A 25,594-nucleotide genomic window follows, 5' to 3' on the forward strand; every position below is an offset into this window, starting at 1 on the left:
TGAAAAGCTCAACCAGAGCTTTTTCTTATAGTTTGAAACTATAGGATTGCCTAGGAAAGAAGTGTTAGAGGGTACTAGCAGTTTTTGGTATAATGGAAGATATTTGAAAGAAAAGAAAAGAGAAGTGATATGACACAGATTATTGATGGGAAAGCTTTAGCTGCCAAATTGCAGGGGCAGTTGGCTGAAAAGACTGCAAAATTAAAGGAAGAAACAGGTCTAGTGCCTGGTTTGGTAGTGATTTTGGTTGGGGACAATCCAGCCAGCCAAGTCTACGTTCGCAACAAGGAGAGGTCAGCTCTTGCGGCTGGTTTCCGTAGCGAAGTAGTGCGAGTTCCAGAGACCATTACTCAAGAGGAATTGTTAGACTTGATTGCCAAATACAATCAAGATCCAGCTTGGCATGGGATTTTGGTTCAGTTGCCATTACCAAAACATATCGATGAAGAGGCGGTTCTATTGGCTATTGACCCAGAAAAGGATGTGGATGGTTTCCATCCTCTAAATATGGGACGCCTTTGGTCTGGACATCCAGTTATGATTCCATCAACACCTGCAGGAATTATGGAAATGTTTCATGAATATGGGATTGACTTGGAAGGTAAAAATGCGGTCGTCATCGGTCGTTCTAATATCGTTGGAAAACCCATGGCCCAGCTTCTTTTGGCAAAGAATGCTACAGTGACCTTGACTCACTCACGCACCCATAATCTCGCTAAGGTGGCTGCAAAAGCGGATATTCTTGTAGTAGCAATCGGTCGCGCCAAGTTTGTTACTGCTGACTTTGTGAAACCCGGTGCGGTAGTCATTGACGTTGGGATGAACCGAGATGAAAATGGTAAGCTCTGTGGGGATGTGGATTATGAGGCAGTTGCCCCACTTGCTAGCCATATTACGCCAGTCCCTGGAGGTGTCGGTCCTATGACCATTACTATGCTGATGGAGCAAACTTATCAAGCAGCACTTCGGACATTGGATAGAAAATAAGAGAAAAATCGCTGAAGAGAGTGTATTTTCTATAGCTATATCTGAAATGGCAGAAATGAGTATTAAATTTTAGAAATAAGTTTATAAAAGGAGGTCTGCGCCTCCTTTTTGTTGTATAATGGAGTGAGGTGATTAGATGATTTTAAAAATTTATAATGGGGAATATAGTTTACAATGGGATGGAATATACTACTTATCACTAATTGATTATCCAAATATTCAAGAGTGGGAATTAGAAAAAATTGCTAAATTTATAGCTTACGAAAAACTTCATAAACGTCAAACAAGTATTGAGTGTGCTGATTTTTGTTTAAAAAAAGAAATTTTAGATTACATCTATCAGCATCCCTTTCTGCCACCATTTACCCCTACAGATAAAAGAGTAGCCTCGACTTATGATCTACATAAGAGGTTAGTGACTTCGGACTACTGTAGTCATACTACGACTATAGATGCAGCGATTTCTATCTTTAAAACAGGTCAGCTCTTATCTGCTGTGAAAGCCTTTGGGCGAGATGCTGAGGAGTTGGTTTTGGATAGTAGAAATGCTGCATCGGATCCGATAGATTATTTTGACTATGTCATGTTAGGGTGGTCAAATACAAGTTCTGGTTATCGATTAGCGATGGAGCGTTTATTAGGTCGAGCTCCTTCAGAGAAAGAATTACAAGACAAGTTTATTCCTGGAGTGAGTTTTCATTTTATCTATACAGATTTGATTAAAGTTACTGGTTATATTTTTGATGGCTACCATGTTGCAAAAATTAAGGACATGTTGAATTTATTTAGTGAGTTGTATATTTGTATTATTCCAACTCATAATAAGAGCCAATTTGAAAATATTATTCCAACTAAAATACAAGATAGGGTGCATTATCTTGACTATGCTGGAGAAGACTTAGAAGAGTGGACTAAGAAAGTCTATCAAGTTGTTTTAAAACAATCAGATAAAGGATAGTTGAGGAAAAACGATGAGAGTGATTGAGCAAGCATTATTAGAAAAAGTCATTATAAAACGTTCTCGTACAAGTCATAAAGGAAACTATGGTCGTCTGCTGTTGCTTGGTGGGACTTATCCTTATGGTGGCGCCATCATTATGGCTGCTTTGGCAGCTGTTAAAAGTGGGGCTGGTTTGGTGACTGTTGGAACAGATAGGGAAAATATCCCAGCTTTGCACAGTCATTTACCTGAGGCTATGGCCTTTTCTCTTCAAGACCAGCAATTGTTAAAAGAGCAATTGGAGAAGGCAGAAGTTGTCTTGCTGGGGCCTGGTTTACGAGACGATACTTTTGGAGAAAATATAGTAAAACAGGTCTTTGCTAGCTTAAAAAAGAATCAGATTTTGATTGTAGACGGAGGGGCCTTAACTATCATTGCTAGGATAAGTTTGTCGTTTCCGTCTAACCAGCTTATCCTAACTCCCCACCAAAAAGAATGGGAAAAGCTGTCTGGTATTGCTATTGAAAAGCAAAAGGAAGCTGCAACGGCTAGTGCCCTAACTTCCTTCCCTCAAAGAACAATTTTGGTGGAGAAAGGCCCAGCTACTCGTATTTGGCAAGCTGGTCAGTCTGATTATTACCAGTTACAGGTTGGCGGTCCCTATCAGGCGACTGGGGGAATGGGAGATACGCTTGCTGGAATGATTGCAGGATTTGCAGGCCAATTCCGACAGGCCAGTCTCTACGAACGTGTGACAGTAGCGACCCATCTTCATTCAGCTATTGCCCAAGAACTAGCTCAAGAACAGTATGTGGTTTTGCCAACGGAGATTAGTAATTGTCTTCCTAAAGTAATGAAAATTATTTGTCAACAAGAGAGGGTAAGCGAAGATAAATTTGTTTAAAATAGACAGAGAAACCTACTTCCTTCTCTTGATTTATGATTCTTGAAATGCGCCTGCTTTAATGCTAAACTAGACGTATCAAAGTTAAGGTCTTGTTTTTGGAACTGGAAAGAGATGAACAAATCAAATACATAAAAGATAAACTCATTTTTATTCGTTTGGTAAAAAGAAAATGCATATTTTTAAAGAAAGATTGATGAAAAATGTAGATTTGATGTTTTTACTTGAATAAAAAGCGGTTTCATAGTAGAATAAGAACTGAGAATGATGGAGGTAAATCGGTGGAAAATCTGAAGAAAATGGCAGGTATCAAGGCTGCTGAGTTCGTGAGCGATGGAATGGTCGTTGGACTTGGAACAGGCTCGACTGCCTATTATTTTGTCGAAGAAATCGGTCGTCGTATCAAGGAAGAAGGATTGCAGATTACAGCTGTAACAACTTCTAGTGTGACCACTAAACAGGCAGAAGGCCTTAATATCCCGCTCAAGTCTATTGACCAAGTAGACTTGGTTGATGTGACGGTTGACGGGGCGGATGAAGTTGATAGTCAGTTTAACGGAATCAAAGGCGGTGGTGGTGCTCTTCTGATGGAGAAGGTTGTTGCGACACCATCAAAAGAATATATTTGGGTGGTGGATGAAAGCAAGCTGGTCGAAAAACTAGGTGCTTTTAAATTGCCAGTAGAAGTGGTTCAGTATGGTGCAGAGCAGGTCTTTCGTCATTTTGAACGAGCTGGCTACAAACCAAGCTTCCGTGAAAAAGACGATCAACGTTTTGTGACCGATATGCAGAATTTTATCATCGATCTTGCCTTGGATGTCATCGAAGATCCAATTGCTTTCGGACAAGAATTGGACCATGTCGTTGGTGTCGTAGAACACGGTTTATTCAACCAAATGGTGGATAAGGTCATCGTTGCTGGACGAGATGGGGTTCAGATTGTAACCTCAAGAAAAGAAAAATAGAAGGGGGCATAAGATGTCTAAATTTAATCGTATTCATTTGGTGGTACTGGATTCTGTAGGAATCGGTGCAGCACCAGATGCTAATAACTTTGTCAATGCAGGGGTTCCAGATGGAGCTTCTGACACACTGGGACACATTTCAAAAACAGTTGGTCTGAATGTGCCAAACATGGCTAAAATCGGTCTAGGAAATATTCCTCGTAAAACTCCTCTTAAGACTGTAGCAGCTGAAAGCAATCCAACTGGATATGCAACAAAATTGGAAGAAGTATCTCTTGGTAAGGATACCATGACTGGACACTGGGAAATCATGGGACTCAACATTACTGAGCCTTTCGATACTTTCTGGAACGGATTTCCAGAAGAAATCTTGACAAAAATCGAAGAATTTTCAGGACGTAAGGTCATTCGTGAAGCTAACAAACCTTACTCAGGAACAGCCGTTATCGATGATTTTGGACCACGTCAGATGGAAACTGGAGAGTTGATTATCTATACTTCAGCTGACCCTGTTTTGCAAATTGCTGCCCACGAAGATATTATTCCTTTGGACGAATTGTACCGTATCTGTGAATACGCTCGTTCAATTACTCTTGAGCGCCCAGCCCTTCTAGGACGTATCATTGCTCGGCCTTATGTAGGTGAACCAGGTAACTTCACTCGTACTGCAAACCGTCGTGACTTGGCGGTATCTCCATTTGCACCAACTGTTTTGGATAAATTGAATGAAGCTGGTATCGATACTTATGCTGTTGGTAAAATCAACGATATCTTTAACGGTGCTGGTATCAACCACGACATGGGCCATAACAAGTCAAATAGCCATGGAATTGATACACTATTGAAGACCATGGGCCTTGCTGAGTTTGAAAAAGGATTCTCGTTCACAAACTTGGTTGACTTTGATGCCCTTTATGGCCACCGTCGTAATGCTCATGGCTACCGTGATTGTTTGCATGAGTTTGATGAACGCTTACCTGAAATTATCGCAGCCATGAGAGAGAACGACCTTCTCTTGATTACTGCGGATCACGGGAACGACCCAACTTACGCAGGAACAGACCACACTCGCGAATATATCCCACTTTTGGCTTACAGTCCTGCCTTTAAAGGAAATGGCGTCATTCCAGTCGGACATTTCGCAGATATTTCAGCGACTGTTGCCGATAACTTTGGTGTGGAAACTGCTATGATTGGGGAAAGTTTCTTAGATAAATTGGTATAAGATGACTCGCTATGCTTTGCTGGTGAGAGGCATCAATGTTGGTGGCAAGAATAAGGTCGTCATGGCGGAGCTTCGTCAAGAACTGACAGATTTGGGACTGGAAAAGGTTGAAAGCTACATCAACAGTGGCAATGTTTTCTTTACTTCGACAGGGCTAAAAGCCCAATTGATTGAAAAATTAGAGACTTTCTTTGAAGCCCGTTATCCATTTATTCAGAGCTTTTCTTTACTGAGTCAGGAAGACTATGAAGCAGAAGTGGAAAATCTCCCAGCTTGGTGGAGCGAAGACTTGGAACGAAAAGACGTCCTATTTTACACTGAGGGTTTGGATGTGGATCAAGTCATCGAGAAAGTAGACAGTTTAAAACTGGAAGATGAAGTTCTTCATTTTGGAAAACTTGGTATTTTCTGGGGGAAATTTTCTGAAGAAACCTACTCTAAAACTGCCTATCACAAGGATCTGCTCAAGATGCCTTTCTATCGCCACATTACCATTCGCAATGCTAAAACTTTTGACAAAATCGGTCAAATGCTAAAAACTAAAAAAGGAGACACACAATGACATTTTTAGATAAAATCAATGAAACAGCTGCCTTCCTGAAAGAAAAGGGAATCCAAGCGCCTGAGTTCGGTCTAATCCTTGGGTCAGGACTTGGAGAATTGGCAGAAGAAATCGAAAATCCAGTTGTAGTAGATTATGCTGATATTCCAAACTGGGGCCGTTCAACAGTAGTTGGCCACGCTGGTAAATTGGTATATGGGGAACTTGCAGGTCGCAAGGTCTTGGCTCTTCAAGGTCGCTTCCATTTCTACGAAGGCAATCCTCTGGAAGTCGTGACTTTCCCAGTTCGTGTCATGAAAGTCCTCGGATGTGAAGGTGTCATTGTAACCAATGCGGCTGGTGGTATCGGATTTGGTCCTGGTACTTTGATGGCTATCTCAGACCATATCAATATGACAGGACAAAACCCATTGATAGGTGAAAACTTGGATGACTTTGGTCCTCGTTTTCCAGATATGTCTAAGGCCTACACACCAGAATACCGTGCTACTGCCCATGAAGTAGCTAAAAAACTGGGTATCAAGCTTGATGAAGGTGTCTATATCGGTGTAACTGGTCCAACTTATGAAACACCAGCAGAGATTCGTGCCTATAAGACACTGGGAGCAGATGCAGTTGGTATGTCTACTGTTCCTGAAGTGATCGTGGCAGCCCACTCTGGCTTGAAAGTTCTAGGAATTTCATGTATTACTAACTTTGCGGCTGGTTTCCAAGAAGAACTCAATCACGAAGAAGTTGTAGAAGTAACCGAACGTGTCAAAGGTGATTTCAAAGGCTTGCTTAAAGCTATTCTTGCAGAATTGTAAGAAAAAAGATTTAAAAGGGGGAATGCCTCTTTCCTTTCATGGTTGACTATTCGGAATAAAGAAGAAACATAGGTAGACTATGGGGTTCTTCCTACTCTTGTACCTGAAAGAGTCTGACAGTTAGCATTGTGAAAGACAAGATTCTAGGATACTAGCATTAGCTTCCTACCAAGCAGACTAGGATGATAAGGAAAGATAAGAATGAATTTATACTCAATGAAAATCAAAGAGCAAACTAGGAAGTTAGCCGCAGGTTGCTCAAAACACAGTTTTGAGGTTGTAGATAAGACTGACGAAGTCAGTGACCATATCTACGGTAAGGCGACGCTGACGTGGTTTGAAGAGATTTTCGAAGAGTATTACTTTCTGAATTTCTCAACCTTGTCTTATATAGGGGACAAGGAGATTTAGTTTGAGTCTGCTTATAAATAAACGAAAAGAAAGATAAGAAATAATGAAAATTGGTCAACGAATTATGCGCTTTGGCATAAAAAAATTAAGTATCGGAGTTGTATCTGTTGCAGTCGGCTTCGCATTTCTAGCTCCAGCTGGAATTTCAGCCAATGAAGTAAAACAAGATGTAACATCTGAAGTGGCAACAAGAGTGCCAGATTCTAAGGAGGAATTGAGAGAGCCGGAAAATGTTGCTCCAAAACTAGAAACTCCTCTTAGAGAGGAGCCAAGACTAGCTCCTCAACCGCTTCCGGAAGCAAGTGAAGTTCTTGAAAACAAAAGGGAAGAGTCAAAAGTAGAGATGACAGAGCCAGCTCAAGACTCACCTGTTCATGCTCCTGTAGAAGAAACTAAAGAAGAAGTTGTGACAGAAAAACCAACAAATACTCGTTCTCTAACCGCAGAAGATTTGGTGAAGATTTCCAAAGGGGAATTGCATTTAGAAAATGATTTGATTGATGAATCTCTCTATGGTGAAAAAGTTCTTGATTTGGAAGGGGATGATGACCAAGATGGCATCAAAAACAAAGATGAACTTTATGTTTACAACAAAGATGGTAAGGATTATCTAGGATATAACAGTCATCCCTTGCTAGCAGACAGTGATGGGGATGGTTTGGCAGATGGAGAAGATGACAATAAGAAAGAATGGTATGTCACAGATCGTGATTCTCTTCTCTTTATGGAGTTAGCCTATCGAGACGATGATTATATTGAGAAAATTTTAGATCATAAGAATCCTTTCCCTAGTCTCTATCTTGACCGTCAAGAATACAAACTCATGCACAATGAATTGGCTCCTTTCTGGAAAATGAAAAAAGCCTACCATACAGATAGTGGTTTGGATGCTTTCTTATTTGAGACCAAGAGCGACCTTCCTTATCTCAAAGATGGAACGGTGCACATGTTGGCTATTCGTGGAACGCGAGTTAATGACGCCAAGGACTTAAGTGCAGATTTGGTTTTATTAGGTGGAAATAAACCAGCTCAAGCAGATGATATCCGCAAGGTTGTTGGGGAATTAGCCAAGGATAAAAGTATTACCAAGTTGTATATGACAGGTCATTCTCTTGGAGGCTACCTAGCTCAGATTGCAGCGGTTGAAGCTTACCAAAAATATCCTGACTTTTATAACCATGTATTGAGGAAAGTGACGACTTTCAGTGCGCCTAAAGTGATTACTTCCAGAACTGTTTGGAATGCTAAGAATGGTTTCTGGGATGTTGGTTTGGAAAGCCGTAAATTAGCTGTTAGTGGAAAAATTAAGCATTATGTAGTTGATAATGATAATGTTGTGACTCCATTGATTCATAATGATCGTGATATTGTTACATTTACAGGTAATTCACGCTTTAAACACCGTTCTCGTGGCTATTTTGAAAGTCGAATGAATGATATTCCTAACTTTAATATTGGTAAACGAGCTACCTTGGATAAACATGGTTATCGTGATCCGAAATTGGATAAAGTGCGATTCTTTAAGAAACAGGCTCTGCCTCAATCTTCTAGTCAACCAAGCGCTGAACCAATGGAAAATATTGCCTTAGGGAAACAGGTTACTCAAAGTTCGACAGCTTTCGGAGGAGATGCTAGAAGAGCTGTGGATGGCAAAGTTGATGGTAACTATGGTCACAATTCTGTCACTCATACCAACTTCCAATCCAAGCCTTGGTGGCAAGTAGATTTGGCTAAAGAAGAAACCATTCGCCAAATCAATATTTACAACCGAACAGACACTGCCCAGGATAGATTGGCAAACTTTGATGTCATTCTTTTAGACAGTTCTGGTAAAGAAATTGAGAGAAAACGAATAACATCTCTTAAAGATGTGTCAGCACAAATTGCGATTAACCATAAAAAAGCGCGCTATGTTCGGATTGAGCTAGAAGGCTATAATGCCCTCAGTCTTGCAGAAGTCCAAGTATATCGTGCTGAGAATATCGCTTGGAAAAAACAAGCTAAGCAAAGTTCTACTGATTTTGGTGGAGATGCTAGTCGAGCCTTGGATGGCAATACCAATAGTAGTTATAGCCAGCAATCAATTACCCATACAAAATTTGAAAACCAGCCTTGGTGGGAAGTTGATTTAGGTCGTACAGAACAGGTAGGACTTGTTCGCCTTCATAACCGTGGGGATGGCGAGCTTTCTAAACGTCTGTCAGACTTTGATGTGATTTTATATGATGAAAAAGGGAAAGAAGTTGCTAGACAGTATGTTTCTAAACTTGACGGAACGAGCTTGGATGTTCAATTAAATGGGAAATTGGGACGCCGTGTTCGTGTGCAACTACGTAAGAACAATCAAGCCCTCAGTCTTGCAGAAGTAGAAGTTTTCCGCTTTATCGCTACGAATGGTGAGACAGCGACACAAGTTTCTAAGCCAGTTCAACCAATCAGTCAGACGCCTGTGAAAGATAAAACATTGACAATTCAACATAGTGGAGCTTACATTGCTCGCTACTCTATAACTTGGGAAGAAGTTACAGTAGACAAAGATGGAAACCAAGTTGTTCGTAGTCGTTCTTGGGAAGGAAACGGTCGCAACCAGACTGCAGGTTTTGTCCTCAACCTCCCAATCAAAGAAAATATGAGAAATCTGCGAATTAAGATTGAAAAGAGAACAGGTCTTATCTGGAATAGATGGCAAACAATCTATGAAAATAGACCAATTTTAGCTCAACCCCACCGTAAAATTACCCATTGGGGAACAACATTGAATTCTAAGATTTCTGATGACGATGTCTTGTAATCTGATGATACAATGACAGTTAGATAATTTAGTTTATAATATAACTACCTGAGTTTGTCCGGAACTCAGGTAGCTCTCTGTGAAAGAAAAAAATAAAACAGAAAGGTAGAGCGCGTGTTCTAATTTGAACACGAGCAGAAATTCGTACCTATAAGATGCTTGGAACAGATGTGGTCGGAATGTCAACTGCTCCTGAAGTTATTGTTGTAGCCTACTCGGGTTTGAAACTTCTAGGAATTTTATGTATTACTAACTATACTACTGGTTTCAAAGAAGAGATTAACCACGAAGAGGTTATAGAAGTGACTGAGTGTGTTAAAGGTGATTTTAAAGGCTTACTTAAAGCCGTTTTTGCTGAATTATTACTATGTTAAAAGAATTGAGGAGTATTTTTCTACATTATCTTTTAAAGATAATAGAGGAGATAGCTTTTGGTCAATCAGAGCATCAAACTGTATTCTTGACAGATGGAGTTTCCTCGTCGCGGATAGGATTAAGTTTAATAATCGTGGGTGCCAGCTCATCCTTGGTCTGGTATTTCTTGCAAAAAAAATCACAGATTTTTTCCATTAAAGCGCAGATGAAGGATGAGACTTCACAATACAAACTTCATTTTTTAAAACAGCTATTTCATTCAATTTGGCAGATTATTGCAGTTGTAGGGGGAGCACCTATTGGTAAAGAAGCTGCGCCACGAGAGATTGGGACTCTATTTGCAGGACCAATTGGAAAAATATGTTCTCTCTCTCTAAGAAGGATCAAATTTTTCTCCTTGCTTGTGGTGCTGGTGCTGGTTTAGCAGCTGTCTATCAGGTTCCATTAACAAGTGTCTTCTTTGTTTTTGAAACTCTAGGAATTGCTCTATCTATTAAACGAGTTGTCTTAGTCGGTTTGACTACCTATGTCTCAACCTATACAGCAGGCTTGGTTATTTCAGATCAGGCTCTCTACCAGATTCCAGCCATCGCATGGTCATTAAAGGAAATGTGGATTATTCCCTTGCTACTTCTTTTCTTAACCCCACTAGCTTGGTTTTTTGGTTGCTTAAGTAAAGAAGTGTCTTCAAACAGGATAAAAGATAAACGAGTACTTCTCACATTGCCTACAGCTTTTCTTTTTCTTGCTGGGTTGGCAAGTTATTTTCCACATCTACTTGGAAATGGACGTATGATGGCTCAGGAAGTATTGAATGCTAGCAATGGTAAAACAGTATTCCTCTTGTTTATCCTAAAAGCACTGGTCGTTCTTATTACTCTGTGGGCAGGGACCTATGGTGGTACTCTTACGCCATCTTTTGCCTTGGGGATGGCTGGAGCTGCTCTCTTTGGAATGATTCTAGGTGGGGATAACCAGCCAAGCATTTTGCTTTTGGGATCGGTTTGCTTTTTGTCTGTGACCTTGAGGGCTCCCTGGTCTGCAACTGGATTAGTAATAGGGTTCACTGGGCTAGCTTTAGATTCTCTTCCGTATCTCTTAGTAACAGCTGTTTTAGCCTATGAATTTGCAAAAATATTAGACCGTTTTTCTTGGGCTAACATACTGTGTCAGAAGTCAAAGAATAAAGAATAGAGTAATAAGATAGAGAACGATCGTTTCTTCTAATCAAAGATTTATCTTAAAAGATTAAAAACTATTGTCAATTTATCAATAACTGTTTGAAATAAAAAAGAAGTAGGCTTATCGGAGTCATGATTGAATCCGATTTTTCCTAGCTATGAAATATAAAAAAAGAAAGGTAGAGCGAGATGTTCTGATTTGAACACGAGCGGAGAACTTTTCTAAAAACTTAGAGAGGGTAGTTTGGTTTTGAATTGAACCCGTGCTATTCTCCTATTTGTCATCAAAATTAAGAAAGAAAGGAATTGAACCCACCCTAAAAGCAGTGGGAAAAAGATAGTTGGTCTAACGAGCATCGCTCACTGAACCCAACTCCTATTTTCCCTTTGCTTTTTGACGGGTTTGGTATCTTTCTGATTATAAATTTTAGAATAAAGAAAGGATGGGTTAACTGTATTCATTGAACTGAATACGGGCGGAGAACTGTGTAAAAAAGATAAACTGTCTAGCATCTGCGATGCGTCGTCAGTTTCCTATTTTTACTTTGTTCTCTGTCGCCCTTTATATCTTAACTATGTCTATCCATATTGCTGCTCAGCAGGGTAAAATTGCTGATAAAATTCTTCTTCCTGGGGATCCTCTTCGTGCTAAGTTTATTGCGGAGAATTTCCTTGAAGATGCTGTTTGTTTTAACGAAGTACGTAACATGTTGGGTTATACTGGTACTTACAAGGGTCACCGTGTATCTGTCATGGGAACTGGGATGGGTATGCCCTCTATTTCGATTTATGCGAGTGAGTTGATTGTTGACTACGGTGTGAAGAAATTGATTCGTGTTGGAACTGCGGGTTCTTTGAATGAAGATGTACACGTTCGTGAATTGGTTTTGGCGCAAGCAGCTGCAACTAATTCAAACATCGTCCGTAATGACTGGCCACAGTATGATTTCCCACAAATCGCTAGCTTTGACTTGCTGGACAAGGCCTACCATATCGCCAAAGAACTTGGTATGACAACCCACGTTGGGAACGTTTTGTCATCTGATGTCTTTTACTCAAACTACTTTGAAAAGAATATCGAGCTTGGTAAATGGGGAGTTAAGGCTGTGGAAATGGAAGCGGCAGCTCTTTACTATTTGGCGGCTCAGCACCATGTTGATGCTCTTGCTATCATGACCATCTCTGATAGTTTGGTTAATCCAGACGAAGACACAACTGCAGAAGAACGCCAAAATACCTTCACCGATATGATGAAGGTTGGTTTGGCAACCTTGATTGCAGAATAATTATAGCCAAAAAAGGAAGCCCTTCTTTATGAATTGGAGGACTTCCTTTTCTTATCCAGAAATTGATCTAGTTCTTTCTGATTTCGAAGAATAGTGACTTTATGTGAGTATTCTTGGCAAAGTTTTTGGTAATTCTCTTTTTGAGCTTTAGTCCGCCCATCCCAGAGAATCCAACGAATAAATTCCCAGTTGAATTGCTCGGGGCATCCCTTAGCCATACTTTCTCTGACTTTTCCTCGGTATTTAAGATAACGCTTAAAGGCCCGAAAGAGACAGGTAAATGGTGAAAAATTGAGAAAGATGATTTGGTCAGATTCCTGCATTCTTTCCTCATAGAAACACCAAGAATAATTACCATCGATGACCCAAGCTTCATGCTTGGTGAGAAAATTTTTCATCTCGGTTAACATCCAATCACGGTCACTGTCTTGCCAACCAGGTTGAAATTGGAGTGTGTCCATGTGAAGTTTTGGGATGGAGTAGTAGAGAGATAACTTTTCAGCTAGCGTTGACTTACCAGCACCAGAATATCCGATAATTGCGATTTTCATTTTCTACCCTTTCCTATTTGGAGACAAAAAAACAGCCTCTATGGACTGTTTCTTATTTAGCAAGTTTAGCTGAAAGACGAGCTTTATCGCGGCTTGCTTTGTTTTTGTGAATCAAACCTTTAGTTTCTGCTTTATCGATAGCTGAGCTAGCAGCACGGAAAAGTTCTTCAGATGGGTTTGCTTCGAAAGCTTTGATAGCAGTACGCATAGCTGATTTTTGAGCTGAGTTCTTTTCGTTTTGTTTAACGTTCAATTCAGCGCGTTTGATAGCTGATTTAATGTTTGCCAATGTTCTTACCTCCATATTTACTAACTATACCATTATATCTGAAAACTTACGTTTTGACAAGGGAAAATTACTTTTTTAAGTAAATTTCATCGATTTCATGGTTCTTACTTTTATGTAGAATCACTTCCGCACGATTTCTGGTTGGTTCAATATAATTTTGTAGATTTGTGAGATTGATACTGGTCCAGACCTGATGGGCAAAGGACTCCACTTCCCCAATCGGCATTTGTGTAAAACGATAATAGTAGCTATTAGGGTCATTTTGGGCTAGGCTCAGCATTTTCAAGAAACGGTCCAGATACCAACTCTCGATGTCATCGACTGCAGCATCAACATAGATGGAAAAGTCAAAGAAGTCAGTAATGTAGAGACGCTCGTTTTGTGGATTTTGAAAGACATTGATTCCTTCAACAATCACAAAATCAGCAGCTTTGACGCTTTGCTTTTCCTCGGGTACGATGTCGTAGACTTCATGAGAATAGACAGGAATATCTACATCTTGTCCATTTTTGATGCGGTCCAAGAAGTTGAGAAGAGCTTCCATATCATAGCTTTCAGGAAATCCTTTACGATTTAAAATCCCCTGCTCAATCAAGGTCTGGTTGGGATAGAGAAAGCCATCAGTTGTAACCAACTCAACACTAGCATCAGTTACAGTTCTAGAAAGCAGGATTTGAAGTAGGCGACTGGTTGTGGATTTTCCAACGGCAACACTCCCAGAAACCCCAATAATAAAAGGCTGAGATTTACTTTCACGTTGGAGGAAAATTCCTTTTGAAAAGGCTAAATCTTCCTTAGTTCGCTTGTAAATCTGAATCAGATGAGCCAAGGGGAGATAGATATCTGTAACGTCTTGAAGACTGATTTGGTCATTAAAACTCTTGATAGATTCCAATTCTTCTTCTGTCAAAGGAGGTGTTGTCTTTCGATGTAAAGATTGCCAAGTCTGGCGGCTGATTTTTTCAAAATGTAAAAATTCGTTGGTCATTTGTTTTCCCCTAGATATTTTGTCTATCATACCATAAAAAGCTAAAAAAATAAAGCGGTTTCTTGAATGTGGTAAGTCAATAGTATATAATATAAGTAGATAGAGGATGAACAATTTATTGATGAAGTAGGAGCTGCTTTATAGCTGACTTATCAGCTATAAAGGGGGCTTTGGGGTTTATAACTTATAGGAGGTGTACTATGAAAATCTTGAAACCTTACCTATTGGAACTCTGTTTTATTTTAAGTTTTGCCTTACCTTTTATAAAAGGAGTCAATGCGGATAATGGTAGACGCTTTGTGGAAATCTATTACGGTTTTACTTTTTTGATGGAGCATGCCATTATAACAACTGTCTTTATCTGTTCGCTCTTGATTGCTTGGCTACTCAAAAAACGGTGGACGAAACGACTTGCTGCTGGAAGTTATCTATTTTTGATTTTGTGGATTGCGACAGAGGGTTATTTCTTCCGCATGTCGATAGAAGATTTGCTACGACTTTGGACAAGTTCAGAAATCTTGACACAAACTTATCAGTTGGGTTTTTATTTAAACATTTTGTTGGGAATCCTATTGATAGTGAAATATTTAAAAGTAAAGAAATAGCGCTGACAATGCGTCTGATGATAGACAATAAACTTTGTGTTATGTGTTTTATCGTGGCAATGATAACTGTAGTCCTAGATGAAATACAATTTGCTTATAAAAGTTGAAAGAGATTGAAGGGGAGCTATTGTAAAGCAACTTCCTTCAATCTTTTTGTCTCATTCTGGATATGTAAACGATTTACAATTTAAGTCAAATTATGGTAAAATAGTTTCATGAGTAAAATGTATTATGCAGAAAATCCTGACGCTGCTCACGATATTCATGAGTTGAGAGTAGAATTGTTGGGAGAAAAAATGACCTTTTTGACGGATGCAGGTGTTTTTAGCAAAAAGATGGTTGATTTTGGAAGTCAACTCTTGCTCAAGTGTCTTGAGGTCAACCAAGGAGAGACAGTCCTAGATGTAGGCTGTGGTTACGGTCCATTAGGATTGTCCTTGGTCAAGGTTTACGGAGTTCAGGCGACCATGGTTGATATCAATAATCGTGCCTTGGATTTGGCGCGACAAAATGCTGAACGAAATAAAGTAGAAGCGACGATTTTCCAGTCCAACATCTATGAACAAGTTGAAGGGAATTTTGACCACGTCATTTCTAATCCTCCTATCCGTGCAGGAAAGCAAGTGGTTCATGAAATCATTGAGAAAAGTAAAGATTTCTTGGAAATTGGTGGTGATTTGACAATCGTCATCCAGAAGAAACAAGGGGCTCCAAGTGCTAAGTCTAAGATGGAAGATGTGTTTGGAAATTGTGAAATCCTTAAAAAAGACAAGGGATACTATATCCTTAGAAGTGTGAAAGAATGAGAGCAGTTGATTTAATCCAAAAAAAACGAGACGGTCAAGAACTGACTTCGAGTGAAATTGAATGGTTAGTTGAAGGCTATGTGTCAGGAACGGTTCCTGATTATCAGATGTCTGCCTTTGCTATGGCTGTCTATTTCAAAGGAATGACGACTCGTGAAATTTCTGATTTAACGATGAATATGGTTAAGACTGGGCAAGAGTTTGACCTGTCTGTCATTGATGGTGTGAAAGTTGACAAGCATTCTACGGGTGGTGTTGGTGATAAGGTGACCTTGATTTTGGCTCCTCTTGTTGCTAGCTTTGGTGTGCCTGTGGCAAAAATGAGTGGTCGTGGTCTCGGCCATACTGGTGGAACAATTGATAAATTGGAGTCCATTAAGGGCTATCAAGTCGAGCGCAGTCAAGAAGATTTCATTCGTCAGGTTCAGGATATTGGAGTATCTGTCATTGGGCAATCAGACCAGCTGGTCAAAGCTGATAAGCTTCTCTACGCCCTCCGTGATGTGACCGCAACTGTCGACACGATTCCTTTGATTGCGAGTTCGGTGATGAGCAAGAAAATTGCGGCAGGGGCGGATGCTATTTTGCTAGACGTGACTGTCGGTGAGGGTGCCTTCATGAAGACGGTTGATGAGGCGCGTGAATTGGCTCAAACCATGGTGGAACTTGGTAAGGCTGTTGGACGGAAGACAGTAGCAGTGATTACGGATATGAGCCAGCCTTTGGGACGAGCGATTGGAAATCGTCTGGAGATTCTTGAAGCATTGGAGATTTTACAAGGGCAAGGCCGTCAGGATATTACCCACTTCATCTGTGAATTGGCTCAAATTATGCTTGGCCTGGCAAATATAAATAAGACAGTTGAAGAAGTTCGCCAACATCTTGAAAATCGTCAAGCGCTGGCTAAGTTTGAGGAGATGGTCCAAGCCCAAGGTGGAGACTTGGAGGACCTCTATCGCCCAGTCAATGTTGCCCATGTGGTGGAAATCCCTGCTCAGGAAACGGGTGTCATTTCTGCTCTTCCGGCTATGGAATTTGGGCTTTATGCTATGAGACTGGGAGCTGGTCGTGCAGTCAAGTCTGATGCCTTGGACTATGAGACAGGAATTGTTTTTGAAAAGAAAGTTGGAGATTCCGTTCAAAAGGGAGAAATTGTTGCAAAAGTATACACAAATGGAAAAATTTCTCCTCAGCTAGTTACAGATTTTCAAAAATATGTTAAAATAAATGATAGGGTGCAAAGTTTACGAGAAATTATAGAAATTATCTCATAAACAGCAGGAGAATCCGAATATGAAATTAAATAAATATATCGATCATACGCTTTTAAAACAAGATGCAACAGAAAATCAAATTGATTGTTTGTTGTCTGAGGCTAGGGAGTATGATTTTGCCAGTGTTTGCGTTAATCCGACCTGGGTTGAACATGCCAAAAAAGGGCTTGAAGGCACAGATGTCAAGGTCTGCACAGTAGTAGGTTTCCCTTTGGGGGCAACAACTTCAACTGTGAAAGCTTTTGAGACAAAAGAAGCTATCCAAAATGGTGCAGATGAGATTGATATGGTGATCAATGTTGGGGCTCTCAAATCAGGTAATTTAGCCTTGGTTGAATCGGACATCCGTGCTGTTGTAGAAGCAAGTGGTGACAAGTTAGTGAAAGTCATTATTGAAGCTTGCCTTCTGACAGATCAAGAAAAAGTTGTGGCTTGTCAATTAGCCCAAAAAGCAGGAGCTGATTTTGTTAAAACATCTACTGGCTTTTCAACTGGTGGCGCTACGATAGCAGATGTTCAATTGATGCGTGAAACAGTTGGGCCTGATATGGGTGTCAAGGCTGCTGGTGGAGCTCGTTCTTATGAGGATGCTCTTGCCTTTGTCGAAGCAGGTGCGACCCGTATCGGAACGTCAGCTGGAGTAGCAATTCTAAAAGGAGAATTGGCAGATGGCGACTACTGAGTTGATTGAACTGGCAATTGAAACCAGCAAGAAAGCCTATGTCCCTTATTCTCACTTTCCTATCGGAGCAGTTTTAGTAGCCAAAGACGGCAGTGTTTACACGGGAGTGAATATCGAAAATGCTAGCTATCCTTTGACAAACTGCGGAGAGCGTACAGCGATTTTTAAAGCAGTTTCTGAAGGGCAAAGAGAATTTTCAGAGCTGATTGTTTATGGTCAAACTGAAAAACCAATCTCACCATGTGGTGCTTGTCGCCAAGTAATGGTCGAATTTTTTGAACAAGATCTAAAAGTGACCTTAGTCGCAAAAGATAAATCGACGGTCGAGATGACGGTCGGGGAATTACTTCCATATTCTTTTACAGACTTAAATTAGTCTGAGTCGCTCTTTGAGTGGCACGGTCCTTGTGGCCAACCAATCCATACTTGCAACATCGTTGCACATCTTATTTAGGAGGTTCAGTAATGAACAAGAAACAATGGCTAGGTCTTGGCCTAGTAGCAGTGGCAGCAGTTGGACTTGCTGCATGTGGTAACCGCTCTTCTCGTAAGGCAGATTCATCTTCTGATGTGAAGACAAAAGCAGCAATCGTCACTGATACTGGTGGTGTTGATGATAAATCATTCAACCAATCAGCTTGGGAAGGTTTGCAGGCTTGGGGTAAAGAACACAATCTTTCAAAAGATAACGGTTTCACTTACTTCCAATCAACAAGTGAAGCTGACTACGCTAACAACTTGCAACAAGCGGCTGGAAGTTACAACCTAATCTTCGGTGTTGGTTTTGCCCTTCACAATGCGGTTGAAGAAGCAGCTAAAGAACATTCTGACTTGAACTATGTCTTGATTGATGATGTGATTAAAGATCAAAAGAATGTTGCGAGCGTAACTTTCGCTGATAATGAGTCAGGTTACCTTGCAGGTGTAGCTGCAGCAAAAACAACTAAAACAAAACAAGTTGGTTTTGTAGGTGGGCAGGAGTCAGAAGTTATCTCTCGTTTTGAAGCTGGTTTCAAGGCAGGTGTTGCCTCAGTAGACCCATCTATCAAAGTACAAGTTGACTATGCTGGTTCATTTGGTGATGCTGCTAAAGGTAAAACAATTGCAGCAGCACAATACGCAGCTGGTGCAGATATTGTTTACCAAGTAGCTGGTGGTACAGGTGCTGGTGTCTTTGCAGAAGCAAAATCACTCAACGAAAGCCGTCCTGAAAATGAAAAAGTTTGGGTTATCGGTGTTGACCGTGACCAAGAAGCAGAAGGTAAATACACTTCTAAAGATGGCAAAGAATCAAACTTTGTTCTTGCATCTACTTTGAAACAAGTTGGTACAACTGTAAAAGATATTTCTAACAAGGCAGAAAAAGGTGAATTCCCTGGCGGTCAAGTGATCGTTTACTCATTGAAAGATAAAGGGGTTGACTTGGCAGTAACAAACCTTTCAGAAGAAGGTAAAAAAGCTGTCGAAGATGCTAAAGCTAAAATCCTTGATGGAAGCGTAAAAGTTCCTGCAAAATAATGGATGGAAGTTATTTCTTAGGAAGCGGCCATCGGCCGCTTTTTAAGAGTTGAGACAAAGTCATTTTGTCTCAGTAAAGCTTGCTACTAGAGAAACTAGCAAGTTTTATTGAAATAAAATAAGACTCTGAAAGGAAGAGCACATGGCACACGAAAATGTCATTGAGATGCGTGATATTACCAAGGTGTTTGGTGAATTTGTTGCCAACGACAACATCAACCTGCACCTACGAAAAGGTGAAATTCATGCACTTTTAGGAGAAAATGGGGCTGGTAAGTCCACGCTAATGAACATGTTAGCGGGTCTTCTTGAACCAACTAGTGGTGAAATTGTGGTCAACGGTCAAGTTGTCAACCTCGACTCACCATCTAAAGCGGCTAGCTTGGGAATCGGAATGGTTCACCAGCACTTTATGTTGGTAGAAGCCTTCACAGTGGCTGAAAACATCATTTTAGGTAGTGAATTAACTAAAAATGGTGTATTAGATATCGCTGGAGCTAGCAAAGAAATCAAGGCTCTTTCTGAACGTTATGGCTTAGCTGTTGATCCTTCTGCCAAAGTGGCAGATATCTCAGTTGGAGCCCAACAACGTGTAGAAATTTTAAAAACCCTTTATCGGGGGGCTGATATCCTTATCTTTGACGAACCAACGGCTGTTTTGACTCCATCAGAAATTGATGAGTTGATGGCTATCATGAAAAATCTTGTTAAAGAAGGAAAATCAATTATCTTGATTACCCACAAGTTGGATGAGATTCGTGCAGTTTCTGACCGAGTTACAGTTATCCGTCGTGGGAAATCAATTGAAACTGTCGAAATTGCAGGGGCTACCAATGCTGATTTAGCAGAAATGATGGTGGGACGTTCTGTTTCCTTTAAAACAGAGAAACAAGCCTCTCAACCAAAAGAAGTAGTCTTGTCTATTAAAGACTTGGTGGTCAATGAAAACCGCGGTGTCCCAGCTGTTAAAAATCTGTCCTTGGATGTTCGTGCTGGAGAGATTGTTGGTATTGCAGGGATTGATGGAAATGGTCAGTCTGAACTGATTCAAGCCATCACAGGTCTTCGCAAGGTTGAATCTGGTAGCATTGAGCTAAAAGGAGATTCAATTGTAGGCTTGCATCCACGACAAATTACAGAGCTAAGTGTTGGGCACGTTCCAGAAGACCGTCATCGTGATGGTTTGATTTTGGAAATGATGATCTCTGAAAATATTGCCCTTCAAACCTACTACAAAGAACCACATAGTAAAAATGGAATTTTGAACTATTCAAATATTACTTCTTATGCTAAAAAGCTAATGGAAGAATTTGATGTTCGTGCTGCCAGTGAATTTGTGCCTGCAGCTGCACTCTCAGGAGGAAATCAACAAAAAGCAATTATTGCTCGTGAAATTGATCGAGATCCTGATCTCCTTATCGTCAGTCAGCCAACTCGTGGTTTGGATGTCGGTGCCATTGAATATATCCACAAGCGCTTGATTGAAGAGCGTGATAATGGTAAGGCTGTTCTAGTTGTCAGCTTTGAATTGGATGAGATTTTAAACGTCTCAGACCGTATTGCCGTTATACACGATGGTAAGATTCAAGGTATTGTATCACCAGAAACAACCAATAAACAAGAACTTGGTGTCTTGATGGCTGGTGGAAACTTGGGAAAGGAGAAGAGTGATGTCTAAAAAATTACAACAAATTTCGGTTCCCTTGATTTCTGTCTTCCTAGGAATTTTACTTGGAGCCATTGTCATGTGGATATTCGGTTATGATGCTATTTGGGGCTACGAAGAATTGTTCTATACAGCCTTTGGTAGTCTGCGTGGGATTGGAGAAATCTTCCGTGCTATGGGTCCTTTGGTCTTGATTGGTCTTGGTTTTGCTGTTGCCAGTCGTGCAGGTTTCTTTAACGTCGGACTTCCTGGTCAGGCTTTGGCAGGTTGGATTCTCAGTGGTTGGTTTGCCCTGTCGCATCCAGATATGCCGCGTCCCTTGATGATTCTAGCAACCATCGTGATTGCCTTGATTGCTGGTGGAATTGTTGGCGCGATTCCAGGTATTCTGAGAGCCTATCTAGGGACGTCAGAGGTTATTGTAACCATCATGATGAACTACATTGTCTTGTATGTAGGGAATGCCTTTATCCATGCCTTCCCTAAAGACTTTATGCAAAGTACAGATTCGACCATTCGTGTTGGTGCTAATGCAACCTACCAGACACCTTGGTTGGCTGAGTTGACTGGTAACTCACGGATGAATATTGGTATTTTCTTTGCCATCATTGCTGTTGCAGTTATTTGGTTCATGCTCAAGAAAACGACTCTTGGTTTTGAAATCCGTGCGGTTGGTCTTAATCCACATGCTTCAGAATACGCTGGTATTTCTGCCAAACGGACTATTATCCTATCAATGATTATCTCAGGTGCCTTGGCAGGTCTTGGTGGAGCTGTTGAAGGACTGGGAACCTTCCAGAACGTCTATGTTCAAGGGGCATCATTAGCTGTCGGATTTAACGGGATGGCGGTTAGTCTGCTTGCGGCCAACTCACCAATTGGTATTCTCTTTGCAGCCTTCCTATTTGGTGTTCTCCAAGTTGGAGCCCCTGGTATGAATGCGGCGCAGGTACCGTCTGAGCTTGTCAGCATTGTAACAGCGTCTATTATCTTCTTTGTCAGTGTTCATTACCTTATCGAACGCTTTGTCAAACCGAAAAAACAAGTTAAAGGAGGTAAGTAAAGATGTCTATTACAACCTTGCTCACCCTCTTGGTGTCTTCTATGCTGATTTACTCAGCGCCCCTCATCTTTACAAGTATTGGTGGTGTTTTCTCTGAACGTGGTGGTGTCGTCAACGTCGGCCTTGAAGGAATTATGGTTATGGGTGCCTTTTCTGGAGTTGTCTTTAACCTTGAATTTGCAGAACAATTTGGAGCAGCAACTCCATGGCTATCCTTGCTTGTAGCAGGATTGGTTGGTGGTCTCTTCTCTATCATCCACGCAGCAGCGACGGTTCATTTCCGTGCAGACCATGTTGTCAGCGGTACGGTATTGAACTTGATGGCGCCAGCCTTGGCTGTTTTCTTAGTGAAAGTCCTTTATAACAAAGGACAAACCGACAACCTAAGTCAGACTTTTGGACGCTTTGATTTCCCAGTCTTGGCAAATATCCCAGTGATTGGTGATATCTTCTTCAAGTCAACTAGTCTACTTGGTTATCTGGCGATTGCCTTCTCATTCCTTGCTTGGTTTATCCTCTTCAAGACTCGCTTTGGTCTTCGTCTCCGCTCTGTCGGTGAACATCCTCAAGCAGCAGATACTTTGGGAATCAATGTCTACAAGATGAGATATTTAGGGGTTATCATTTCAGGTTTCCTAGGTGGAATTGGCGGAGCGATTTATGCTCAATCCATCTCAGTTAACTTCTCAGTAACAACTATTGTTGGACCTGGATTTATCGCCCTTGCTGCGATGATTTTCGGAAAATGGAATCCAATCGGAGCCATGCTTTCTAGTCTATTCTTTGGGCTTTCACAAAGTTTGGCTGTTATCGGCTCTCAATTGCCATTCCTACAAGGAGTGCCTGCGGTTTACCTTCAAATCGCACCTTATGTCTTGACAATTCTTGTCTTGGCAGCCTTCTTTGGAAAAGCAGTTGCACCAAAAGCAGATGGTATCAACTATATCAAATCAAAATAAGCATACAAAAAAACGTCAGTTCTGTTCAAACTGGCGTTTATTTTTTAGAATTTTGATGGGTTAAGTTTAATCCCCAAGGGACAAGATTTTCAGTTTTATTTTTGATACGTGTGATATTATCCTTATGCCGAATGATAATCAAACTAGCCAGTGCTAGGATAATAGCGATGAAGAGAGGGTCATAGTGACTCAGGATAAAACCAAAAAGTGGAAAGAGTAGAACTCCGATGACAGCCGCAATCGATGCTGTGACACTAGAGAGTGAAATCATACTACCAAGATAGAGGGTTCCAAAGAAAACAACTGCTAGGTAGAGACAGAAGACCGGCGCAAATCCAAAAATCACACCTGCACTGGTTGCGACAGCCTTGCCTCCCTTAAATCCTGCAAAGATAGGGAAGGTATGACCAATAACAGCCAAAAGTCCAAAGATGAGAGGCGAAACGCCTTGCAGATGAAAAATAATCGGAAGAAGTGTTGCTAAGGTTCCTTTGAAAAAGTCAATCACAAAGGTTGCCATACCAGCTTTCTTACCTAAAATGCGGAAGGTATTGGTTGTTCCGGTATTTCCAGAACCATGTTCACGCAGATTGATTTGAAAGAATACTTGTCCAATCCAGAGACCAGACGGAATTGAACCCAGCAGATAGGCTAGGATTAATAAAACTATTGTAATCATACTCCTATTATATCATGAAATGGAGAAGAAAGGCAGAGAATCACTTCTGAAATTGTCACACCGGAGAAAGAAAAATTTTGCAAAATCCTTAGAAAACCTGTAGAATAGTAAAGATGAACGAATAGGAGGTTCCTTGTGTCAAAAAAGGAAATCAATATTAACAATTATAATGATGATGCCATTCAGGTGCTAGAAGGGTTGGATGCGGTCCGTAAACGTCCAGGGATGTATATCGGATCGACTGATGGTGCTGGTCTCCACCACCTAGTCTGGGAAATCGTCGATAATGCGGTCGATGAGGCCTTGTCTGGATTTGGTGACCGTATTGATGTGACCATTAATAAAGATGGCAGTTTAACGGTTCAAGACCATGGACGTGGGATGCCGACAGGTATGCACGCTATGGGAATTCCAACTGTTGAGGTTATCTTTACCATTCTTCATGCCGGAGGGAAATTCGGTCAAGGAGGCTACAAGACTTCTGGTGGTCTCCACGGGGTGGGTTCTTCCGTTGTAAATGCTCTATCTAGTTGGCTGGAGGTAGAAATCACTCGTGATGGTGCAGTCTATAAGCAACGTTTTGAAAATGGTGGAAAACCTGTTACGACCTTGAAGAAAATCGGTACAGCACCCAAGTCTAAGACAGGTACTAAGGTTACTTTTATGCCTGACGCGACGATCTTTTCGACGACAGACTTTAAATACAATACCATCTCAGAGCGCCTTAATGAATCAGCCTTCCTTTTGAAAAATGTGACCTTGTCCTTAACGGATAAGCGAACAGATGAAGCGATTGAGTTCCACTATGAGAATGGGGTACAAGACTTTGTTTCTTATCTGAATGAAGACAAGGAAACCTTAACGCCTGTCCTCTACTTTGAAGGTGAGGATAATGGTTTTCAAGTGGAAGTAGCTCTTCAGTACAATGATGGATTTTCAGATAACATTCTGTCCTTTGTCAATAACGTTCGCACCAAGGACGGTGGAACGCACGAGACAGGACTCAAGTCAGCCATTACTAAGGTTATGAATGACTATGCGCGTAAGACGGGGCTTCTCAAGGAAAAAGATAAAAATCTTGAAGGGTCAGACTACCGTGAGGGACTTGCTGCTGTTCTTTCTATCTTGGTTCCTGAAGAACATCTTCAGTTTGAAGGCCAGACCAAGGACAAACTGGGAAGCCCTCTTGCTCGTCCCGTTGTGGATGGCATTGTGGCTGATAAGTTGACCTTCTTCCTCATGGAAAATGGAGAACTAGCTTCTAACCTCATTCGCAAGGCTATTAAGGCCCGTGATGCTCGCGAAGCGGCACGTAAGGCGCGTGATGAGAGCCGAAATGGGAAGAAAAATAAAAAAGACAAGGGCTTGCTGTCTGGGAAATTGACCCCAGCCCAGTCTAAGAATCCTGCTAAGAATGAACTCTATCTGGTTGAGGGGGACTCTGCCGGCGGTTCTGCCAAGCAAGGTCGTGACCGCAAGTTCCAGGCCATCTTGCCTCTTCGTGGTAAGGTTATCAATACAGCCAAGGCCAAGATGGCGGATATTCTCAAAAATGAAGAAATCAACACGATGATTTATACCATCGGTGCAGGTGTGGGAGCAGACTTCTCCCTTGAAGACGCCAACTATGACAAGATCATTATCATGACCGATGCGGATACTGATGGTGCCCATATCCAGACCTTGCTCTTGACATTTTTCTACCGTTACATGCGTCCTCTAGTCGAGGCAGGTCATGTCTATATCGCCCTTCCGCCTCTTTACAAGATGTCCAAAGGCAAAGGCAAGAAAGAAGAAGTGGCCTATGCTTGGACGGACGGAGAGCTAGAAGAACTCCGCAAGCAGTTCGGTAAAGGCGCTACCCTCCAACGATATAAAGGACTTGGTGAGATGAATGCAGATCAGCTCTGGGAAACAACCATGAACCCAGAAACTCGTACCCTCATCCGTGTCACAATCGAAGACCTAGCCCGCGCCGAACGCCGCGTCAATGTCCTCATGGGCGACAAGGTCGAACCACGCCGTAAGTGGATTGAAGACAATGTCAAGTTTACGCTGGAAGAAGCGACAGTTTTTTAAGT

The 25,594-nt window shown here is 41.2% G+C and carries 24 protein-coding genes and 2 pseudogenes; 22 read left to right on the plus strand and 4 right to left on the minus strand.

Going from position 1 to position 25,594, the window contains the following annotated elements; genetic code table 11:
• Positions 1 to 129 precede the first annotated feature (129 nt).
• From HT696_RS09870 to deoD, 12 genes and pseudogenes are all read left to right on the plus strand, one after another.
• A complete protein-coding gene (locus tag HT696_RS09870; RefSeq protein WP_000192089.1) occupies positions 130 to 987 on the plus strand; it encodes a bifunctional methylenetetrahydrofolate dehydrogenase/methenyltetrahydrofolate cyclohydrolase in 858 nt (285 codons plus the stop codon).
• 136 nt (positions 988 to 1,123) lie between these two features.
• A complete protein-coding gene (locus HT696_RS09875) occupies positions 1,124 to 1,945 on the plus strand; it encodes a phosphate ABC transporter ATPase (protein ID WP_173217598.1) in 822 nt (273 codons plus the stop codon).
• Between the two features lie 13 nt (positions 1,946 to 1,958).
• Complete coding sequence (locus HT696_RS09880; protein WP_173217595.1) at positions 1,959 to 2,831, plus strand: NAD(P)H-hydrate dehydratase; 873 nt, start codon at positions 1,959 to 1,961, stop codon at positions 2,829 to 2,831.
• Positions 2,832 to 3,112: 281 nt separating this feature from the next.
• Positions 3,113 to 3,796 carry a ribose-5-phosphate isomerase RpiA gene (gene rpiA / locus HT696_RS09885; protein ID WP_166736654.1) on the plus strand — a complete coding sequence of 228 codons (684 nt, stop codon included), beginning with the start codon at positions 3,113 to 3,115 and terminating at the stop codon, positions 3,794 to 3,796.
• Positions 3,797 to 3,809: 13 nt separating this feature from the next.
• Positions 3,810 to 5,021, plus strand: a complete 1,212-nt coding sequence (locus tag HT696_RS09890) for a phosphopentomutase (RefSeq protein ID WP_166736655.1) — start codon at positions 3,810 to 3,812, stop codon at positions 5,019 to 5,021.
• Position 5,022: 1 nt separating this feature from the next.
• Entirely contained in the window at positions 5,023 to 5,583 is a 561-nt protein-coding gene (locus HT696_RS09895) for a DUF1697 domain-containing protein (RefSeq protein ID WP_173282930.1), read from the plus strand.
• On the plus strand, positions 5,580 to 6,389 hold the full coding sequence (locus tag HT696_RS09900) for a purine-nucleoside phosphorylase (RefSeq protein WP_138702284.1): 810 nt from the start codon (positions 5,580 to 5,582) through the stop codon (positions 6,387 to 6,389). The genes HT696_RS09895 and HT696_RS09900 overlap by 4 nt, the downstream gene beginning before the upstream one ends.
• A gap of 201 nt (positions 6,390 to 6,590) precedes the next feature.
• Positions 6,591 to 6,800 (plus strand): hypothetical protein, encoded by a 210-nt coding sequence (locus HT696_RS10810; protein WP_240148104.1) that lies wholly within the window; start codon positions 6,591 to 6,593, stop codon positions 6,798 to 6,800.
• A gap of 43 nt (positions 6,801 to 6,843) precedes the next feature.
• A complete protein-coding gene (locus HT696_RS10875) occupies positions 6,844 to 9,591 on the plus strand; it encodes a thiol-activated cytolysin C-terminal domain-containing protein (RefSeq protein WP_173282931.1) in 2,748 nt (915 codons plus the stop codon).
• A 128-nt stretch (positions 9,592 to 9,719) separates the two neighbouring features.
• Positions 9,720 to 9,965 (plus strand): annotated as a pseudogene (locus tag HT696_RS09915) (purine-nucleoside phosphorylase); the annotation flags it as partial.
• A 14-nt stretch (positions 9,966 to 9,979) separates the two neighbouring features.
• Positions 9,980 to 11,160, plus strand: a pseudogene (locus HT696_RS09920) (chloride channel protein); the annotation flags it as partial.
• Positions 11,161 to 11,722: 562 nt separating this feature from the next.
• On the plus strand, positions 11,723 to 12,433 hold the full coding sequence (gene deoD, locus HT696_RS09925) for a purine-nucleoside phosphorylase (protein ID WP_173217591.1): 711 nt from the start codon (positions 11,723 to 11,725) through the stop codon (positions 12,431 to 12,433).
• Between the two features lie 26 nt (positions 12,434 to 12,459).
• Here the strand turns inward: deoD and HT696_RS09930 are convergent, their stop codons facing one another.
• From HT696_RS09930 to coaA, 3 genes are all read right to left on the minus strand, one after another.
• Positions 12,460 to 12,984: a DNA topology modulation protein gene (locus HT696_RS09930; protein ID WP_173217589.1), complete on the minus strand. Its 525-nt coding sequence runs from the start codon at positions 12,982 to 12,984 to the stop codon at positions 12,460 to 12,462.
• 52 nt (positions 12,985 to 13,036) lie between these two features.
• The gene (gene rpsT / locus HT696_RS09935) at positions 13,037 to 13,273 is read right to left on the minus strand and encodes a 30S ribosomal protein S20 (RefSeq protein WP_001274000.1); all 237 of its coding nucleotides are present in this window, start codon (positions 13,271 to 13,273) and stop codon (positions 13,037 to 13,039) included.
• A 67-nt stretch (positions 13,274 to 13,340) separates the two neighbouring features.
• Complete coding sequence (coaA, locus tag HT696_RS09940) at positions 13,341 to 14,261, minus strand: type I pantothenate kinase (RefSeq protein ID WP_173217587.1); 921 nt, start codon at positions 14,259 to 14,261, stop codon at positions 13,341 to 13,343.
• A gap of 200 nt (positions 14,262 to 14,461) precedes the next feature.
• Between coaA and HT696_RS09945 the strand changes: the two genes are divergently transcribed.
• The 9 genes from HT696_RS09945 (at position 14,462) to HT696_RS09985 (ending at position 22,834) form a co-directional block, all read left to right on the plus strand.
• Complete coding sequence (locus HT696_RS09945) at positions 14,462 to 14,866, plus strand: hypothetical protein (protein WP_173217585.1); 405 nt, start codon at positions 14,462 to 14,464, stop codon at positions 14,864 to 14,866.
• Positions 14,867 to 15,081: 215 nt separating this feature from the next.
• The gene (locus HT696_RS09950; protein ID WP_319946291.1) at positions 15,082 to 15,672 is read left to right on the plus strand and encodes a class I SAM-dependent methyltransferase; all 591 of its coding nucleotides are present in this window, start codon (positions 15,082 to 15,084) and stop codon (positions 15,670 to 15,672) included.
• Positions 15,669 to 16,946: a pyrimidine-nucleoside phosphorylase gene (locus HT696_RS09955; protein ID WP_173217583.1), complete on the plus strand. Its 1,278-nt coding sequence runs from the start codon at positions 15,669 to 15,671 to the stop codon at positions 16,944 to 16,946. Before HT696_RS09950 ends, HT696_RS09955 begins: the two co-directional genes overlap by 4 nt.
• A gap of 19 nt (positions 16,947 to 16,965) precedes the next feature.
• Positions 16,966 to 17,628 (plus strand): deoxyribose-phosphate aldolase, encoded by a 663-nt coding sequence (deoC, locus tag HT696_RS09960; protein WP_054392738.1) that lies wholly within the window; start codon positions 16,966 to 16,968, stop codon positions 17,626 to 17,628.
• The gene (locus tag HT696_RS09965) at positions 17,615 to 18,004 is read left to right on the plus strand and encodes a cytidine deaminase (RefSeq protein WP_000246098.1); all 390 of its coding nucleotides are present in this window, start codon (positions 17,615 to 17,617) and stop codon (positions 18,002 to 18,004) included. The genes deoC and HT696_RS09965 overlap by 14 nt, the downstream gene beginning before the upstream one ends.
• A gap of 89 nt (positions 18,005 to 18,093) precedes the next feature.
• On the plus strand, positions 18,094 to 19,146 hold the full coding sequence (locus HT696_RS09970) for a BMP family protein (RefSeq protein WP_049524889.1): 1,053 nt from the start codon (positions 18,094 to 18,096) through the stop codon (positions 19,144 to 19,146).
• Positions 19,147 to 19,288: 142 nt separating this feature from the next.
• The gene (locus tag HT696_RS09975) at positions 19,289 to 20,824 is read left to right on the plus strand and encodes an ABC transporter ATP-binding protein (RefSeq protein ID WP_173217581.1); all 1,536 of its coding nucleotides are present in this window, start codon (positions 19,289 to 19,291) and stop codon (positions 20,822 to 20,824) included.
• Positions 20,817 to 21,875 (plus strand): ABC transporter permease, encoded by a 1,059-nt coding sequence (locus HT696_RS09980; RefSeq protein ID WP_023942990.1) that lies wholly within the window; start codon positions 20,817 to 20,819, stop codon positions 21,873 to 21,875. Before HT696_RS09975 ends, HT696_RS09980 begins: the two co-directional genes overlap by 8 nt.
• A 2-nt stretch (positions 21,876 to 21,877) precedes the next feature.
• Positions 21,878 to 22,834: an ABC transporter permease gene (locus tag HT696_RS09985; protein ID WP_000029124.1), complete on the plus strand. Its 957-nt coding sequence runs from the start codon at positions 21,878 to 21,880 to the stop codon at positions 22,832 to 22,834.
• Between the two features lie 37 nt (positions 22,835 to 22,871).
• On the opposite strand, the gene plsY is transcribed toward HT696_RS09985, so the two are convergent.
• A complete protein-coding gene (gene plsY, locus HT696_RS09990) occupies positions 22,872 to 23,513 on the minus strand; it encodes a glycerol-3-phosphate 1-O-acyltransferase PlsY (protein ID WP_173252870.1) in 642 nt (213 codons plus the stop codon).
• 135 nt (positions 23,514 to 23,648) lie between these two features.
• Here plsY and parE point away from each other — a divergent pair, with 135 nt between their 5' ends.
• Complete coding sequence (gene parE, locus HT696_RS09995; protein WP_054392735.1) at positions 23,649 to 25,592, plus strand: DNA topoisomerase IV subunit B; 1,944 nt, start codon at positions 23,649 to 23,651, stop codon at positions 25,590 to 25,592.
• Positions 25,593 to 25,594 lie beyond the last annotated feature (2 nt).

Origin of the sequence: Streptococcus sp. 9903, from assembly GCF_013276625.1 — a bacterium.
In the GTDB taxonomy this organism is placed as follows: Bacteria; Bacillota; Bacilli; order Lactobacillales; family Streptococcaceae; genus Streptococcus.

Excerpts from the sequence above, each read along its gene's own strand:
- HT696_RS09870 (WP_000192089.1), top strand. The coding sequence starts at position 130 with ATGACACAGATTATTGATGGGAAAGCTTTAGCTGCCAAATTGCAGGGG.
- HT696_RS09875 (WP_173217598.1), top strand. The coding sequence starts at position 1,124 with ATGATTTTAAAAATTTATAATGGGGAATATAGTTTACAATGGGATGGA.
- HT696_RS09880 (WP_173217595.1), top strand. The coding sequence starts at position 1,959 with ATGAGAGTGATTGAGCAAGCATTATTAGAAAAAGTCATTATAAAACGT.
- HT696_RS09890 (WP_166736655.1), top strand. The coding sequence starts at position 3,810 with ATGTCTAAATTTAATCGTATTCATTTGGTGGTACTGGATTCTGTAGGA.
- HT696_RS09895 (WP_173282930.1), top strand. The coding sequence starts at position 5,023 with ATGACTCGCTATGCTTTGCTGGTGAGAGGCATCAATGTTGGTGGCAAG.
- HT696_RS09900 (WP_138702284.1), top strand. The coding sequence starts at position 5,580 with ATGACATTTTTAGATAAAATCAATGAAACAGCTGCCTTCCTGAAAGAA.
- HT696_RS10810 (WP_240148104.1), top strand. The coding sequence starts at position 6,591 with ATGAATTTATACTCAATGAAAATCAAAGAGCAAACTAGGAAGTTAGCC.
- HT696_RS10875 (WP_173282931.1), top strand. The coding sequence starts at position 6,844 with ATGAAAATTGGTCAACGAATTATGCGCTTTGGCATAAAAAAATTAAGT.
- deoD (WP_173217591.1), top strand. The coding sequence starts at position 11,723 with ATGTCTATCCATATTGCTGCTCAGCAGGGTAAAATTGCTGATAAAATT.
- HT696_RS09930 (WP_173217589.1), bottom strand. The coding sequence starts at position 12,984 with ATGAAAATCGCAATTATCGGATATTCTGGTGCTGGTAAGTCAACGCTA.
- coaA (WP_173217587.1), bottom strand. The coding sequence starts at position 14,261 with ATGACCAACGAATTTTTACATTTTGAAAAAATCAGCCGCCAGACTTGG.
- HT696_RS09945 (WP_173217585.1), top strand. The coding sequence starts at position 14,462 with ATGAAAATCTTGAAACCTTACCTATTGGAACTCTGTTTTATTTTAAGT.
- HT696_RS09950 (WP_319946291.1), top strand. The coding sequence starts at position 15,082 with ATGAGTAAAATGTATTATGCAGAAAATCCTGACGCTGCTCACGATATT.
- HT696_RS09955 (WP_173217583.1), top strand. The coding sequence starts at position 15,669 with ATGAGAGCAGTTGATTTAATCCAAAAAAAACGAGACGGTCAAGAACTG.
- deoC (WP_054392738.1), top strand. The coding sequence starts at position 16,966 with ATGAAATTAAATAAATATATCGATCATACGCTTTTAAAACAAGATGCA.
- HT696_RS09965 (WP_000246098.1), top strand. The coding sequence starts at position 17,615 with ATGGCGACTACTGAGTTGATTGAACTGGCAATTGAAACCAGCAAGAAA.
- HT696_RS09970 (WP_049524889.1), top strand. The coding sequence starts at position 18,094 with ATGAACAAGAAACAATGGCTAGGTCTTGGCCTAGTAGCAGTGGCAGCA.
- HT696_RS09975 (WP_173217581.1), top strand. The coding sequence starts at position 19,289 with ATGGCACACGAAAATGTCATTGAGATGCGTGATATTACCAAGGTGTTT.
- HT696_RS09980 (WP_023942990.1), top strand. The coding sequence starts at position 20,817 with ATGTCTAAAAAATTACAACAAATTTCGGTTCCCTTGATTTCTGTCTTC.
- HT696_RS09985 (WP_000029124.1), top strand. The coding sequence starts at position 21,878 with ATGTCTATTACAACCTTGCTCACCCTCTTGGTGTCTTCTATGCTGATT.
- plsY (WP_173252870.1), bottom strand. The coding sequence starts at position 23,513 with ATGATTACAATAGTTTTATTAATCCTAGCCTATCTGCTGGGTTCAATT.